This window comes from Cupriavidus nantongensis (genome assembly GCF_041726985.1).
Taxonomy (GTDB): Bacteria; Pseudomonadota; Gammaproteobacteria; order Burkholderiales; family Burkholderiaceae; genus Cupriavidus; species Cupriavidus nantongensis_A.
Genome location: NZ_CP168303.1, coordinates 948,937 through 964,425, shown reverse-complemented (window position 1 = coordinate 964,425; position 15,489 = coordinate 948,937). Strand labels below are relative to the sequence as shown.

The following is a 15,489-nucleotide window of genomic DNA, read 5'->3' as shown; positions in this document are numbered from 1 at the left end:
AAACTGCCGGCACGGACGTGGCGTTCCCATCAAACCAAAGGAGAGGAGACGCACCAATGAATTCCGCAAGCACCACGGTCCCGACGGACCTCACCAACGAGCGTTTGCCTTCCGGGCGCCTGCTCGCGCTCGGGTTGCAGCACGTTCTGGTGATGTACGCCGGCACGGTTGCCGTGCCACTGATCGTGGGTGGCGCGCTCAAGCTGCCCAAGGACCAGCTGGCGTTCCTGATCAACGCCGACCTGTTCGCCGCCGGCCTGGCCACGCTGATCCAGGCCATCGGCTTCTGGAAGTTCGGCATCCGCCTGCCGGTGATGATGGGCGTGACCTTCGCCTCGGTGGCACCGATGATCGCCATCGGTACCGATCCCAATGTCGGCCTGCTCGGCATCTACGGCGCGGTGATCGCGTCAGGGATCTTCGGCATCCTGATCGCGCCGCTGATGGGGCGCATGCTGGGATTGTTCCCGCCGGTGGTGACCGGCACCGTGATCACGCTGATCGGCGTGTCGCTGATGCGCGTGGCCATCAACTGGTCGGCCGGTGGCCAGCCCACCACGCGCGCCGTCATCGACGGCGTCGTCAAGGAAGTGCCGAACCTGGCTTATGGCGACCTGGCCAACCTCGGCATCGCCGGCCTGACGCTGATCATCATCCTGCTGCTGACCAAGTACGGCCGCGGCCTGGTCGCCAACTGCGCGGTGCTGCTCGGCATCATCATCGGCACGCTGGTGGCGATGGGCCTGGGCAAGGTGTCGTTCGACGGCCTCGATGAAGCCAGCTTCGTCGCCGTGATCACGCCGCTGCATTTCGGCATGCCGACCTTCGAAGTGACCGCGATCCTGTCGATGTGCATCGTCATGCTGATCACGCTGGTGGAGTCGACCGGCATGTTCCTGGCGCTGTCGGACATCACCGGCAAGAAGCTGAGCAACGAGGACCTGACCCGCGGCCTGCGCGCCGACGGCCTGGGCACGGTGATCGGCGGCTTCTTCAACACCTTCCCCTACACCTCGTTCTCGCAGAACGTGGGCCTGGTCACGGTGACCGGCGTGCGCTCGCGCTACGTCGCGGCAGCCGGCGGCATCATCCTGATCGCCTTTGGCCTGTTTCCCAAGATGGCCCACGTGGTGGCCTCGGTGCCGCAGTTCGTGCTGGGCGGCGCGGGCATCGTGATGTTCGGCATGGTCGCCGCCACCGGCATCCGCATCCTGGGCTCGTGCGATTTCAACCGCAACCGCCACAACCTGTTCATCGTCGCCATCTCGATCGGCTTCGGCATGATCCCGACGCTGGCGCCGACGTTCTTCCAGTACCTGCCCAAGTGGACCGACCCGTTCACGCACAGCGGCATCGTGCTCGGCACCATCGTGGCGGTGGCGCTGAACCTGTTCTACAACGGCATCCAGTCGCGCGAAGAGGCCATGCGCAACGCCGCGGCCAACTCGCACGGCACCGAGTAATCGAAGTACCGGCAACGCAGGGCCGGCCCGTAAGGTTCCGGCCCTGGATGCAGACCGGCGCCGCCGCCGGCACGACTGGCATGTTCATTGCATGACCATCGGCGCCTGCGGCGGGACGGCGGTGCCGGGTAGTTTCCTGAAGCAAGCAACGACACATGACAAACGATAACTATCCACGCGATCTCATCGGTTACGGCGCCCGCCCGCCGCACGCCCGCTGGCCTGGCGGCGCGCGCGTCGCGCTGCAGTTCGTGCTCAACTACGAAGAAGGCGGCGAGAACTGCGTGCTGCACGGCGATGCCGCCTCCGAGCAGTTCCTGTCCGAGATCGTCGGCGCCGCGGCCTACCCCGACCGCCACATGAGCATGGAGGGCATCTACGAATACGGCTCGCGCGCCGGCGTCTGGCGCATCCTGCGCGAGTTCGAGAAGCGCGGCCTGCCGCTGACCATCTTCGGCGTGTCGATGGCGCTGCAGCGCCATCCGGAACTGACCCGCGCCTTCGTCGAGCTGGGCCACGAAATCGCCTGCCACGGCTGGCGCTGGATCCACTACCAGAACATCGACGAAGCCACCGAGCGCGAGCACATGCGCATCGGCATGCAGATCATCAAGGACCTGACCGGCGAGCTGCCGTTGGGCTGGTACACCGGCCGCGACAGCCCCAACACGCGCCGCCTGGTGGTCGAGCATGGCGGCTTCCTGTATGACTCCGATTACTACGGCGACGACCTGCCGTTCTGGACCGAGGTGGAAGTCAGCGGCGGCGAGAAGAAGCCGCACCTGGTGGTGCCGTACACGCTGGACTCGAACGACATGCGCTTCGCCACGCCGCAGGGCTTCAACACCGGCGAACAGTTCTTCCAGTACCTGAAGGATGCGTTCGACGTCTTGTATGACGAAGGCGACCCCGGCGGGCAGGACAGCCCCAAGATGCTGTCGATCGGCATGCACTGCCGCCTGCTCGGCCGCCCGGGCCGCTTCCGCGCGCTGCAGCGCTTCCTCGACTACGTGCAGGGGCACGACAAGGTGTGGATCTGCCGCCGTGTCGATATCGCCCGGCACTGGGCCGCCACCCACCCCTACACTCCCCGGAATCAAGCATGAGCCAGACCTACACCATCGCCCAACTCAACACCATGCCGGTCGCGGAATTCGTGCAGGTGCTGGGAGGCATTTACGAACATTCGCCCTGGTTTGCCGAGACCGCCGCCGCGCAACGCCCCTTCGCCGATGGCGCCGCGCTGGCGCAGGCGCTGCGCCAGGCTGTCGATGAAGCCGGCGAGGCGGCGCAGCTGAAGCTGGTGCGTGCCCACCCGGAACTTGCCGGCAAGGCGGCCGTGCGCGGCGAGCTGACCGCCGAGTCGACGCGCGAGCAGAGCGGCGCCGGCCTGAACCAGTGCACGCCCGAGGAGTTCGACCGCCTGCAGTCGCTCAATGCGGCGTACAACCAGAAGTTCGGCTTCCCGTTCATCCTGGCGGTGCGCGGCTACGACCGCCACGGCATCATCGCCGAGTTCGCGCGCCGCATCGAAAACACGCCGCAGCAAGAGTTGCAAACTTGCATCAGCCAGATCCATCGCATTGCACAGTTCCGTCTTGACGACTTAGTATCCGCCTGAGCAAAAAAGCGTCACCTGTATAACAAAAAAACGCTGTACCCCGATGCCGCCGGCCTCCCATGCAACACCACACCGAGCCCCGGCCAGGCGGCACGAATAAAAGCACAAAGACATGACAAGAACCCGTCAGGGACCCAGTACACAACGTTCCAAGCAGGATCAAAACCACGGAGGTCTAACAATGCAGAAGCAGTACAAGCCGGCGTTCAAGCTGGCGGCGGTAGCGGCTACCCTTTTTTCCGGCGCGGCCATGGCCCAGTCCAGCGTCACGCTGTACGGCCAGGCTGACATGTTCGTCGGCGGCGTGAAGAGCCCGGGCTCGGGCGAGCGCGCATGGGTGGCCAATTCGGGCGGCATGCAGACGTCTTACTGGGGCATCAAGGGCACCGAAGACCTGGGCGGCGGCACCAAGGCCATCTTCGACCTGAACGGTTTCTTCCGCACGGACGCCGGCCGCAGCGGCCGCTTCGAAGGCGACTCGATGTTCAGCCGCAACGCCTATGTCGGCCTGCAGAACGACAAGGCCGGCACCATCAAGCTGGGCCGCAACACCACGCCGTACTTCATCTCGACCATCCTGTTCAACCCGCTGGTCGACTCGTATGTGTTCTCGCCGACGATCTTCCACACCTACTTCGGCGCGGTCAGCGGCGCCGTTGCTGATCCCGGCATCATCGGCGACTCGGGCTGGAACAACTCGGTGGTGTACAGCACGCCGAACTTCGGCGGCCTGACCGCCAACTTCATCTACGGCTTTGGCGAGCAGCCGGGCGCCGCGGGCAAGCAGAAGTTCGGCGGCAACGTCCTGTACTTCAACGGCCCGTTCGCCGCGACCGTGGCCTACCAGCAGGTCCGCTTCAACAGCGTGCCGACTGATATGTCCGACATCGGCCTGTCGCGCCAGGACGCCGCGCAGATCGGCCTGTCCTATGACTTCAAGGTGGTCAAGCTGTTCGCGCAGGGCCAGTACATCAAGACCCGCGCCACCACCGCGCCGTCGGGCGACATCAAGCACATCGACGGCCAGTTCGGCGCCTCGGTGCCGATCGGCGCGGGCAACCTGCTGGCGTCGTACGCCTACGGCAAGGTCGACAACTCGCTGGGCGACTTCAAGCGCAATACCTTTGCCGTCGCCTACGACTACAACCTGTCCAAGCGCACCGACGTGTACGCCGCCTACTACTACGACAAGATCACCGGCATCGAGCACGGCGATACCTTCGGCGTGGGCGTGCGCCACAAGTTCTGATGCGCTGAGCGCGTCACCCGCAGCACTGGAGCCCGTCGTTTCCGGCGGGCTTTTTCATTGGCGGCGAGGCGCATCGCACGTCACCGGCCCGCCCCGGCAATGCTGCGCCGCGCCATGCCGGACGCGGACCCGCGCCGGATGGGAAGTTGCCGCTCCATAGGCGGATTCAATTGGATTGGCCCCGGCGCGCTTCCTAGATTGGTGTTCCAGGCCTCAAAAACCAATGACAGCGAGGTGACACATGCGGCGATACGCGAAGACCCGGTCTGAACTGATGGCCATCCTGAACCAGTGCCTCGACAACAACCCCGAGTGCGGCGAGTGCGAGCTGCACGCGGTGCGAATGCACCAGCCTGACCATACCGGTTGCAACTGGAGCGCCGAGGTCGATTTCCCGCAGGAGTCCGTCGACAACCTGGGACACCAGCTCGCAGCGGCAAAATCGATCATCGTGGTCATGCGCGAGCAGTACAACGTGCTGCAATAGCCACCACGCCAACCGCCCCTGGCCGCTCGGATGCGGCGGGGCAACAAACAAAAAGGCCGGGTCATCGACCCGGCCTTTTGCATGGCATACGCTGCGCGACGACTCAGCGCACCGCGTTGCACTCGGCCACGGCAACGGCCGTCATATTGACGATCCGGCGCGTGGTGGCCTGCGGGTTCAGGATGTGCACCGGCTTGGCCGCGCCCAGCAGGATCGGGCCCACCGTCACGCCCTGCCCGCCCGTGATCTTGAGCAGGTTGAAGGCAATGTTGGCGGCGTCCAGCGTCGGCATCACCAGCAGGTTGGCGCTGCCGGCCAGCTTGGTCGACGGCAGGAAGTGGCGGCGCACATCCTCGACCAGCGCGGCGTCGCCCTGCATCTCGCCTTCGACCTCCAGGTGCGGCGCCTCGCGCGCCAGGATTTGCGCGGCCTCGCGCATCTTGCGCGCCGACGGGCGCGTCGACGAGCCGAACATCGAGTGCGACATCAGCGCCACCTTGGGCTGCAGGCCGAAACGCGCGATCTCTTCCGCGGCCAGCTGCGTGATGGCCGCCAGCTGTTCCGCGCTGGGATCGTCGTTGACGAAGGTGTCGGTGATGAACAGCGTGTACTTCTCCAGCATCAGCGCGTTCATCGCCGCGAACACATGCGCGCCCGGCGCCAGGCCGATCACGTCGCGCACGTGCTCGAGGTGGGCCTCGAAGCGGCCCACCGTGCCGCACAGCAGCGCGTCGGCGTCACCCATATGCATCAGCATGGTGCCGATCAGCGTGTTGGAGCGGCGCAGCGCCACCTTGGCCATGTCCGGGGTCACGCCGTCGCGGCCGCGCAGCGCGTGGTAGGCCTCGTGATAGGCGCGGTAGCGCGGATCGTCCTCGGGGTTGATCAGCTCGAAGTCCACGCCTGGCTTCAGGCGCAGGCCGGCCTTGTCGATGCGCATCTGGATCACGTGCGGGCGGCCGATCAGGATCGGACGCGCCAGGCCTTCGTCGACCACCGACTGCACCGCGCGCAGCACGCGCTCTTCCTCGCCCTCGGCATAGGCGACGCGCTTGGGCGCGGCCTTGGCGGCCGAGAACACCGGCTTCATGATCAGGCCGGTGTGGTAGACGTAGGTCGACAGCTGCTGGCGATACGCCTCCAGGTCCTTGATCGGGCGCGTGGCCACGCCGGACTCTTCGGCGGCCTTGGCCACCGCCGGCGCGATCTTCTCGATCAGGCGCTGGTCGAACGGCGTCGGGATGATGTAGTCCGGGCCGAACTTCAGCTCGCGGCCACCGTAGGCCGCGGCCACGGCATCGTTCAGCTCGGCCTCGGCCAGCTCGGCGATGGCCTTGACGCAGGCCAGCTTCATCGCTTCCGTGATCTTGGTGGCGCCGCAATCGAGCGCGCCACGGAAGATGTACGGGAAGCACAGCACGTTGTTGACCTGGTTCGGGTAGTCCGAACGGCCGGTGGCGATGATGCAGTCCGGGCGCGCGGCCTTGGCCACTTCCGGACGGATCTCGGGCTCGGGGTTGGCCAGCGCCAGGATGATGGGCTGGTCGGCCATGGTCTTGACCATCTCGGCGGTCAGCACGCCGGCGGTCGAGCAGCCCAGGAAGACGTCGGCGCCCTTGACGATGTCGGCCAGCGTGCGGGCCGAGGTGTCTTGCGCGTAGCGGGCCTTGTTGGCTTCCATGCTGGCGTCGCGGCCAACGTAGATTACGCCCTTCGAGTCCACCACCGAGATGTTCTCGCGCGTCACGCCGAGGCTCACCATCGTGTCGAGGCATGCAATCGCAGCCGCGCCGGCGCCCGATACGGCGACCTTCACCTTGGCAATGTCCTTGCCGACGATCTTCAGGCCGTTCAGCAGCGCTGCAGTCGAAATGATCGCGGTACCGTGCTGGTCGTCATGGAACACGGGAATATTCATGCGCTCGCGCAGCTTCTGCTCGATGTAGAAGCACTCCGGCGCCTTGATGTCTTCCAGGTTGACGCCGCCCAGCGTGGGCTCCAGCGCGGCGACGATCTCGACGATCTTGTCCGGGTCGCGCGCGTCGAGCTCGATGTCGAATACGTCGATGCCGGCGAACTTCTTGAACAGGCACCCCTTGCCCTCCATCACCGGCTTGCCGGCCAGCGGGCCGATGTCGCCCAGGCCCAGCACCGCGGTGCCGTTGGTGACCACGGCCACCAGGTTGGCGCGCGAGGTGTACTCCGCGGCGGTGGCGGGGTCCTTGGCGATTTCCTCGCAGGCGTACGCTACGCCCGGCGAATAGGCCAGCGACAGGTCGCGCTGGTTGGACAGCGCCTTGGTCGCGGTGACCTGGATCTTGCCCTTGGTGGGGCTGCGGTGGTATTCCAGCGCGGCGAGGCGCAGCTGCGCTTCAGGACTGTTCGGGGCATGTTGCGGTGCATCACCGCTGGTCTTGCTGCTCATTGGCTCGTCCGGAAAATGGCCCGGACCGGAAGCGCCCCTCTCCCGCCATGGTTCGGCCCGGCTCAAGCGACAAGCCGGCAGCGAAGGACAAGCTCTGGCAGCGAAACTGACGATTCCGGCAGCCAGGCCGGAAAAATCGAGCAGCTATTCTAGCCCACGCGCCCGCGCAAAGTACCACCGCGGCACGCCCGCAGGCCGCATTTTGCGCGGATTCTGGCCGTTAAACAGCTTTTACCATTGGGTATGCAATGGCGGTGCAGAAGCATGCTCCTGCATGCATCCGCACGCATCGCCCCGCCGGGCCTGGGGCCGCTGATTGCGGCCGCGCTATTTGGCGTTCTTTTCCACCTCCAGCGTCACGCGGCGGGGACGGCCGCTGTCGGACGGGAAGTCGGTGAAGGCACTGCGGATCAGGTAGGGCATCATCGCCGGCAGGCTGCCGTTCTCGGCCCGGTTCTGCGCGGTGACCTGGTAGACCCGCTTGCCGCTGGCCGCGTCCTTGAAATACACCCGCAGGCTGGAGAACGTCACCGGCACGTCGCGCACCACCGTCTGCGGCGGCCAGTAGCCCGGACCCCACGGGCCCCACGGCCCCCAGGGGCCCCACGGCCGGTAATACCCTGGTCCCCAGTAAGGGCCCCAGGGGCCGTACCACGGGTCCGGATAGACCGTTTCGGCGACGCGCACCAGCCCCGGCGCGGAGTCATAGTCCATGCTGACCAGATAGCGCGCCTGCCGGGCAGGCACCTGCTCGAAGCCCACCCCGGCCAGCGCCACCGCCAGCCACTGCTCATAGGTCTGCCGGTCGAGCTGGGCCGCCTGCTCGGCGCTGCGCTCGAAGCTGTAGGTGCGCGGCGCGTCGTTTTGCCAGCCGGGCTGGCGGAACGCCGTGACATCGGTGGTCACGGTGCTGGCGCACCCCGTCAGCAGCAGCGCCGCCAGCAGCGCCAGCGCGCCCCACATCCTGCGCAGCCCCGGCCACCGCCCCGCTGCCCCTTCATCGCCGACACCGCCTGCGCGCTGCCACATAGTGCTACCTCGCTCTTCTGCCTACTGAAACCCTGCGTGTCTCTGAGACCACGCCGGCGGCGCGGAATTCCCCGCGCCCGCTTGGTGCGGCGCCCGCCAGACCGCGCCCCGACCCCTTGGCTACAATGAGGACTTCAGCGCCATGCTTTGCTTGCACGCGCCTGGCCGCCTCCTTTTTCCTAACGGTCTTCCGAAGACAGGATCCCTCCATGCTGCGCACCGACACGCCCGTTACCGTCTATCGCAAGGACTATACCCCGCCGCCGTTCGCCATCGACCACGCCGCGCTGGTGCTGGAGCTCGATCCGCAGCGCACCGTGGTCACCAGCACGCTGCGCTTCGCGCGCACGGCCGGCGCGCCTGACGCGCCGCTGGTGCTGGCCGGCGAAGAACTCGAACTGATCGGCGTCAGCCTGGACGGCAAGCCGGTGGCCAACGCCACCCAGGACGGCGGCACGCTGACGCTGCCCGGCCTGCCGGCGCAGGGCACGCTGGAAATCACTACCGCATGCCAGCCCGCGGCCAACACCACGCTGTCGGGCCTCTATGTGTCCAACGGCAACTTCTTCACCCAATGCGAGGCCGAAGGCTTCCGCCGCATCACCTATTTCCTCGACCGCCCCGACGTGATGGCGACCTACCGCGTCACGCTGCGCGCCGACCGCGCCGCCTATCCGGTGCTGCTGTCCAACGGCAACCTGGTGAGCCAGCGCGAACTGCCCGACGGCCGCCACGAGGCCGTGTGGGAAGACCCGTTCCCCAAGCCGTCGTACCTGTTCGCGCTGGTCGCGGGCAAGCTCGAATGCATCGAGGAAAAGATCCAGTCCGCCTCCGGCAAGGACAAGCTGCTGCAGGTGTGGGTCGAGCCGCGCGACCTCGACAAGACCCGCCACGCCATGGATTCGCTGGTCCATTCGATCCGCTGGGATGAGCAGCGCTTCGGCCTGGAGCTCGATCTCGACCGCTTCATGATCGTCGCCGTCGGCGACTTCAACATGGGCGCGATGGAGAACAAGGGCCTGAACATCTTCAACACCAAGTACGTGCTGGCCAACGCGGAAACCGCCACCGACACGGACTTCGCCAATATCGAGGCGGTGGTCGGCCACGAGTACTTCCATAACTGGACCGGCAACCGCGTGACCTGCCGTGACTGGTTCCAGCTGTCGCTGAAGGAAGGCCTGACAGTGTTCCGCGACCAGGAGTTCTCGGCCGACATGATGGGCTCGGAATCGGGCCGCGCGGTCAAGCGCATCGAGGACGTGCGCGTGCTGCGCCAGGTGCAGTTCCCCGAGGACGCCGGTCCGATGGCGCATCCGGTGCGCCCCGACAGCTACGAAGAGATCAACAACTTCTACACCGTCACGGTGTACGAGAAAGGCGCCGAGGTGGTGCGCATGTACCAGACCCTGCTGGGCCGCGAAGGCTTCCGCAAGGGCATGGACCTGTACTTTCAGCGCCACGACGGCCAGGCCGTGACCTGCGACGACTTCCGCGCCGCCATGGCCGATGCCAACGGCCGCGACCTGACCCAGTTCGGGCTGTGGTACAGCCAGGCCGGCACGCCGGTGGTGACCGCGCGCACCGCGTGGAGCGGCGACGACGGCAGCCTGACGCTGACACTGACGCAACGCTGCCCCAAGGTCGGCATCGAGACCCGCGCCGGCACGCCCGACAAGCAGCCCTTCCACATCCCCTTCGCGCTCGGCCTGCTGGGCGCCGACGGCAACGACCTGCCGCTGCAGCTCGAGGGCGAAAGCGCACCCGCCGGCACCACGCGCGTGCTCGACTTCACGCAGGCCGAGCAGAGCTTCCGCTTTATCAACCTGCCGCGCGGCGCCGAGGCCCCGCTGCCGTCGCTGCTGCGCAACTTCTCCGCGCCGGTGATCGTCGATGCCGAGTACACCGACGCGCAGCTGACCTTCCAGCTGTCGCACGACAGCGACGCCTTCAACCGCTGGGAAGCCGGCCAGCGCCTGGCCACGCGCGCGCTGCTGCAGCTGGTGGCCGACGTGCAGGCCGGGCGCGAGCTCAGGCTCGATCCCGCGCTGGTGCGCGCCATGCGCGCGGTGCTGACCGACGACACGCTCAACCCCGCCTTTCGCGAGCAGGCCCTGGTGCTACCCGCCGAGGCCTACCTGGCCGAGCGCATGGGCGTGGCCGATCCCGCCGCGATCCACCGCGCCCGCCAGTTCATGCGCGAAGGCCTGGCGCGCGCGCTGCAGGCGGACTGGCTCGCCGCCTACGACGCCAATGCCACGCCGGGCCCGTATTCGCCCGATGCCGCCTCGGCGGCGAAGCGCGCGCTGCGCAACCTCGCGCTTGGCTACCTGGCCGACAGCGGCGACCCCGCGATGCACGCGCTGGCCGACCAGCAATACCAGAATGCCGACAACATGACCGACCGCTTCGCCGCGCTGTCGGCGCTGGTCAACAGCTTCGCCCCCGGCCGCGAGCATGCGCTGGCGGACTTCTACCAACGCTTCGAAGACGATGCGCTGGTGATCGACAAGTGGTTCTCGCTGCAAGGCATGCAGCGCGGCAGCGTCGGCCCGCAGCCCGGTGGCCCGCACGCCGGCAAGCGCACCATCGACACCGTGCGCGCGCTGATGGAGCATCCCGCCTTCAACCTGCGCAACCCCAACCGCGCGCGCTCGCTGATCTTCAGCTTCTGCTCCGGCAACCCCGCGCAGTTCCACGCCGAGGACGGCTCGGGCTACCGCTTCTGGGCCGACCAGGTGCTGGCGCTTGACGCCATCAACCCCCAGGTGGCGGCGCGCCTGGCGCGCGTGATGGACCGCTGGCAAAAGTACGAACTGGCGTTGCGCGACCGCATGCGCGCCGAGCTGGAACGCGTCGCCGCCTGCACCACGCTGTCGCGCGACGTGCGCGAGATCGTCGGCAAGGCGCTGGCCGGCTGAGCGCGACCGGCCGACGCCCCCCGATGCCCGGCCCCGGCGCGGCCGGGCATGTAGAATTGCGGCCATCCAAGGAGAACCAACCATGACTCGCATCAGCCTGACCCGCTACCTGGTCGAGGAGCAGCGCAAGCACAACACCATCCAGCCCGAACTGCGGCTGCTGATCGAAGTGGTCGCGCGTGCCTGCAAGGCCATTTCCAACGCTGTCAGCAAGGGCGCCCTCGCCGGCGTGCTGGGCTCGGCCGGCACCGGCAACGTCCAGGGCGAAACCCAGCAGAAGCTGGACGTGATCGCCAATGAAGTGCTGCTCGACGCCAACGAATGGGGCGGCCACCTGGCCGCGATGGCTTCGGAAGAAATGGAATCGTTCTACGAGATTCCCAACCGCTACCCGAAGGGCGAATACCTGCTGATGTTCGACCCGCTCGATGGCTCGTCGAATATCGACGTCAACGTCTCCATCGGCACCATCTTCTCGGTGCTGCACATGCCCAAGCCCGGCCAGACCGTGACCGAGGCCGACTTCCTGCAGCCCGGCACGCACCAGGTCGCCGCCGGCTACGCCGTGTACGGCCCGCAGACCACGCTGGTGCTGACGGTCGGCAACGGCGTGCACATGTTCACGCTCGACCGCGAGGCCGGCAGCTTCGTGCTGACCCAGTCCAACGTCACGATTCCGGAAGACACCAAGGAATTCGCCATCAACATGTCGAACATGCGCCACTGGGCCCCGCCGGTGCGCAAGTACATCGACGAGTGCCTGGCCGGCGACGAAGGCCCGCGCGGCAAGAACTTCAACATGCGCTGGGTCGCATCGATGGTCGCCGACGTGCACCGCATCCTGACCCGCGGCGGCATCTTCATGTACCCGTGGGACAAGCGCGAACCGGAAAAGCCCGGCAAGCTGCGCCTGATGTACGAAGCCAACCCGATGGCGATGCTGGTCGAGCAGGCCGGCGGCGCCGCCACCAACGGCGAGCAGCGCATCCTCGACGTGCAGCCGACCAAGCTGCACCAGCGCGTCTCGGTGATCCTGGGCTCGAAGAACGAAGTGGAGCGCGTCACGCGCTACCACCAGGAAGCACAAGCGAAGGCCTGATCGCGGCCCGGCTGCGCGAAAGCGGGGCGCATTGCCCTAATGCCGTTCAGCTAACCACCGTCGTTCCCGCGCAGGCGGGAACCCAGTGACTTTTAAAGACGCTGGATTCCCGCCTGCGCGGGAATGACGGTAGTGTTGGATACGTTAACTGAACGGCATTGGGCGCACTGCCCCCGTTTTTTCGTGCGTGCGCCGGATGGCATCGGCGACACAAAGGGCTTCACAAGGCTGGAAAACGCTGCTACTATTGCGGGCTGTTCCAGATCGCCGGAACAAGTTGCCGAAGTAGCTCAGTCGGTAGAGCAGCTCATTCGTAATGAGAAGGTCGGGGGTTCGATTCCTCTCTTCGGCACCACCAGAATTCCAAGGCCCAGCCCGCACAAACCCGGACAGCGTCACGCTCTCCGGGTTTTTTGTTGGCTGCGTTCTTGCGATGACGGCGGTGTAGAGGGGGGCAGCGGCAATGCCGCCGGCTGGCGCCCCAGCCGTTGCGCCCACCAGTAGCGGAAGGGGTGATCCAGATCGGGATAGAGCACCGGCTGGCTGAAGCAGCCGGCACGCTTCATCAGGAGATAGGCGGCAAGCATGGCCGCCCAGAAAGCTAGCAGTTCCACGATCACGGCCGCCGCGGATGTCGGGGTGGCCGTTTTCATTATAGGCAGCCGCCTCCGGCATGGGGCCGATGGCGCACCCCGTGGATACCCTAGGCGCCAGGATTCGCTCAGTACACCTCCGGCACGATCATCTCCTTCGGCACCGGCTGGCGCACGTAATCCTCGTGTCGCTCGCGGCCGGGCAGCACCACCGTGGGGCTCTCCACTTCGCCGTACGGCACCAGGCTCAGCAAGTGATGGATGCAGTTCAGCCGCGCACGCTTCTTGTCGTCGGCCTGCACCACCCACCACGGCGCCTCCGGGATGTGGGTGCGCTCGAGCATGATCTCCTTGGCCCGGGTGTAGTCTTCCCAGCGGCGCTGCGATTCCAGGTCCATCGGGCTGAGCTTCCACTGCTTGAGCGGGTCATGGATGCGGCTGAGGAAGCGCAGGCGCTGCTCGTCATGCGTGATCGAGAACCAGTACTTGATCACCTGGATGCCGGAGCGCACCAGCATCTTTTCGAATTCTGGCACCGAGCGGAAGAACTCTTCGTACTGGTCGTCGGTACAGAAGCCCATCACGCGCTCGACCCCGGCGCGGTTGTACCAGCTGCGGTCGAACAGCACGATCTCGCCGGCGGCGGGCAGGTGCGCGACGTAGCGCTGGAAGTACCACTGGGTGCGTTCGCGGTCGTTGGGCGCGGGCAGCGCGGCGACGCGGCAGACGCGCGGGTTCAGCCGCTGGGTGATGCGCTTGATCACGCCGCCCTTGCCGGCGGCGTCGCGCCCCTCGAACAGGATCACGACCTTGTGCCCGGTGGCGGCGACCCAGCTCTGCAGCCGCACCAGTTCGCCTTGCAGCCGGAACAGCTCGCGGAAATATTTCCGGCGGTCGTCCTGCTCGGCCTGGTCGTCCAGGTGCACAGGATCGCCAAAGGCCTCGCTGGCCTCGCGGTCGTCCAGTTCCAGTTCGATCTCTTCGTCGTAGTAGTCGGCCACCTCGTTGTGGATGCGCCGCACCAGCTCTGCTTCACCCGGTCTCATCTTCTTGCTCTCCCTGTGGATACAACGCGCTCGCGGCGATGCTGGCATGGCCGTATTGCAGCCGCGTGAAGGCGGAGCAGGTTGCCCTGCCCCGCCCCGCGCGTGATACGCCTTTCAGCCCGCGGGATTGATGTTGTGGTTATGGCGGAACAGGTTGTCGGGATCGTAGCGCCGCTTTACTTCCACCAGCCGGTCGTAGTTCGGCCCATAGGCGGCACCGACGCGGTCGACTTCCTCTTGCGTGAGGAAGTTGACATAGACGCTGCCCAGCGCGAACGGCGCGGCCGCGCGGAACACCTCGCGCGCCCAGCCGATGCAGCGGTCGTCGTCCGCGGGGCTGTCCCAGCGCCCGTGGAGGTTCATGACGAACTTGGCGTCGCGGTTGGCGTAGGCGGTAGCGTCAGGGGCGACGCGATTGGTCTGCCCGCCCATCGCGCCGATAAAGACCTCGCATTGCGGCGACGGCAGCTTGCCGATCTGCTCGATCAGCATCGTGATCAGCCCATCGTCCAGCCCGGCGAAGTTGTGCGACTTCCAGTAGTTGCGCGCACCCGGTGTCAGCAGCGGATCGAAGGCCTGCTGCCACGCGGTGAGCGGCATTGGCCCCAGGTGCTCGCCATACGGCGTGCCGAGCCGGCGCAGCGGCTCGACCAGTTGCGGCCCCTGCTCCGGCGGGCCGATATAGCAGATCGCCAGCGCCGCCACCGGCTTGCCGTGCACCTCGGGCGGCAGGAACGGCAGCGGCGGCGCCTGCCGCAGCACCACCCACACGGTCAGTTCGTCGGGCATCGATTCATACAGTTCGCGATAGGCCGGCAGCACGCTGGCGGCCTGCTCCAGCGGATAGACGACCAGTCCGCCATAGACCTGCGGCCCGACCGGATGCAGCCGGAACTCGAACATCGTCACCACGCCGAAGTTGCCGCCGCCCCCGCGCAGCGCCCAGAACAGGTCGGCGTTCTCGTCGCTGCTGGCGCGCACCAGCTTGCCGTCGGCGGTGACGACCTGAGCCGACACCAGGTTGTCGACGGTGGTGCCGAACTTGCGGCTGAGCCAGCCGAAGCCGCCGCCCAGCGTCAACCCGGCGACGCCGGTGGTGGAGTTGATGCCGAGCGGCGTGGCCAGGCCTTGCGCCTGCGCTTCGTGGTCGAAGTCGCGCAGCGTGGCGCCCGGCTCTACCCATGCGCGTTGCGCGTGGGGATCGATGCGCACCGAGCGCATCGTCGACAGGTCCAGCACCATGCCGCCCTCGCAGATCGCCAGTCCGCCGATATTGTGGCCGCCGCCGCGTACCGACAGCAGCACGCCGTGCTCGCGCGCGAAGTTCACCGCCGCCGCAACGTCGGCAGCGCCCGCAGCCTGCACGATCCACTGCGGATGCCGATCGATCATCGCGTTCCAGATCTGGCGTGCGTCGTCATAGCCGCCGTCGCCCGGCTGCAGCAAGCGTCCGCGCAACTGCGCCTTGAGTGCCTCAATATGTTCCTGCGATGGCTGGGCCATGATTTGCCTCCCGATGCTGGTTGGAAACATCGGACGGCACGCGGCGTCACGAG

Annotated in this window: 12 protein-coding genes and 1 tRNA gene; 8 read left to right on the top strand and 5 right to left on the bottom strand. The window is 66.7% G+C overall.

Going from position 1 to position 15,489, the window contains the following annotated elements; all coding sequences use genetic code 11:
- Positions 1–56 precede the first annotated feature (56 nt).
- The 5 genes from ACEI37_RS15590 to ACEI37_RS15570 all read left to right on the top strand — a co-directional run bounded on the left by ACEI37_RS15590 (position 57) and on the right by ACEI37_RS15570 (position 4,820).
- Entirely contained in the window at positions 57–1,463 is a 1,407-nt protein-coding gene (locus ACEI37_RS15590) for a nucleobase:cation symporter-2 family protein (RefSeq protein WP_373379656.1), read from the top strand.
- 155 nt (positions 1,464–1,618) lie between these two features.
- On the top strand, positions 1,619–2,569 hold the full coding sequence (puuE, locus tag ACEI37_RS15585) for an allantoinase PuuE (protein ID WP_373379655.1): 951 nt from the start codon (positions 1,619–1,621) through the stop codon (positions 2,567–2,569).
- Positions 2,566–3,084, top strand: a complete 519-nt coding sequence (gene uraD / locus ACEI37_RS15580; protein WP_373379654.1) for a 2-oxo-4-hydroxy-4-carboxy-5-ureidoimidazoline decarboxylase — start codon at positions 2,566–2,568, stop codon at positions 3,082–3,084. Before puuE ends, uraD begins: the two co-directional genes overlap by 4 nt.
- Before the next feature lie 181 nt (positions 3,085–3,265).
- Positions 3,266–4,333, top strand: coding sequence for a porin (locus tag ACEI37_RS15575; RefSeq protein WP_373379653.1), 1,068 nt, complete (start codon positions 3,266–3,268; stop codon positions 4,331–4,333).
- 241 nt (positions 4,334–4,574) lie between these two features.
- The gene (locus ACEI37_RS15570) at positions 4,575–4,820 is read left to right on the top strand and encodes a hypothetical protein (RefSeq protein WP_012352285.1); all 246 of its coding nucleotides are present in this window, start codon (positions 4,575–4,577) and stop codon (positions 4,818–4,820) included.
- Positions 4,821–4,923: 103 nt separating this feature from the next.
- On the opposite strand, the gene ACEI37_RS15565 is transcribed toward ACEI37_RS15570, so the two are convergent.
- The gene (locus ACEI37_RS15565; protein WP_373379652.1) at positions 4,924–7,245 is read right to left on the bottom strand and encodes an NADP-dependent malic enzyme; all 2,322 of its coding nucleotides are present in this window, start codon (positions 7,243–7,245) and stop codon (positions 4,924–4,926) included.
- A gap of 327 nt (positions 7,246–7,572) precedes the next feature.
- On the bottom strand, positions 7,573–8,208 hold the full coding sequence (locus tag ACEI37_RS15560) for a DUF4136 domain-containing protein (RefSeq protein ID WP_373380268.1): 636 nt from the start codon (positions 8,206–8,208) through the stop codon (positions 7,573–7,575).
- A 275-nt stretch (positions 8,209–8,483) separates the two neighbouring features.
- On the opposite strand from ACEI37_RS15560, the gene pepN reads away from it, so the two are divergent.
- From pepN to ACEI37_RS15545, 3 genes are all read left to right on the top strand, one after another.
- The gene (pepN, locus tag ACEI37_RS15555; protein ID WP_373379651.1) at positions 8,484–11,195 is read left to right on the top strand and encodes an aminopeptidase N; all 2,712 of its coding nucleotides are present in this window, start codon (positions 8,484–8,486) and stop codon (positions 11,193–11,195) included.
- Positions 11,196–11,277: 82 nt separating this feature from the next.
- The gene (locus tag ACEI37_RS15550) at positions 11,278–12,294 is read left to right on the top strand and encodes a class 1 fructose-bisphosphatase (protein WP_018006958.1); all 1,017 of its coding nucleotides are present in this window, start codon (positions 11,278–11,280) and stop codon (positions 12,292–12,294) included.
- 279 nt (positions 12,295–12,573) lie between these two features.
- A tRNA-Thr gene (locus ACEI37_RS15545) sits at positions 12,574–12,649 on the top strand.
- 40 nt (positions 12,650–12,689) lie between these two features.
- Here ACEI37_RS15545 and ACEI37_RS15540 read toward each other — a convergent pair.
- From ACEI37_RS15540 to ACEI37_RS15530, 3 genes are all read right to left on the bottom strand, one after another.
- On the bottom strand, positions 12,690–12,947 hold the full coding sequence (locus tag ACEI37_RS15540) for a hypothetical protein (RefSeq protein ID WP_373379650.1): 258 nt from the start codon (positions 12,945–12,947) through the stop codon (positions 12,690–12,692).
- A gap of 68 nt (positions 12,948–13,015) precedes the next feature.
- Positions 13,016–13,933 (bottom strand): polyphosphate kinase 2, encoded by a 918-nt coding sequence (gene ppk2 / locus ACEI37_RS15535; RefSeq protein WP_373379649.1) that lies wholly within the window; start codon positions 13,931–13,933, stop codon positions 13,016–13,018.
- 114 nt (positions 13,934–14,047) lie between these two features.
- Positions 14,048–15,436 carry an FAD-binding oxidoreductase gene (locus ACEI37_RS15530; protein ID WP_373379648.1) on the bottom strand — a complete coding sequence of 463 codons (1,389 nt, stop codon included), beginning with the start codon at positions 15,434–15,436 and terminating at the stop codon, positions 14,048–14,050.
- Positions 15,437–15,489: the final 53 nt, after the last annotated feature.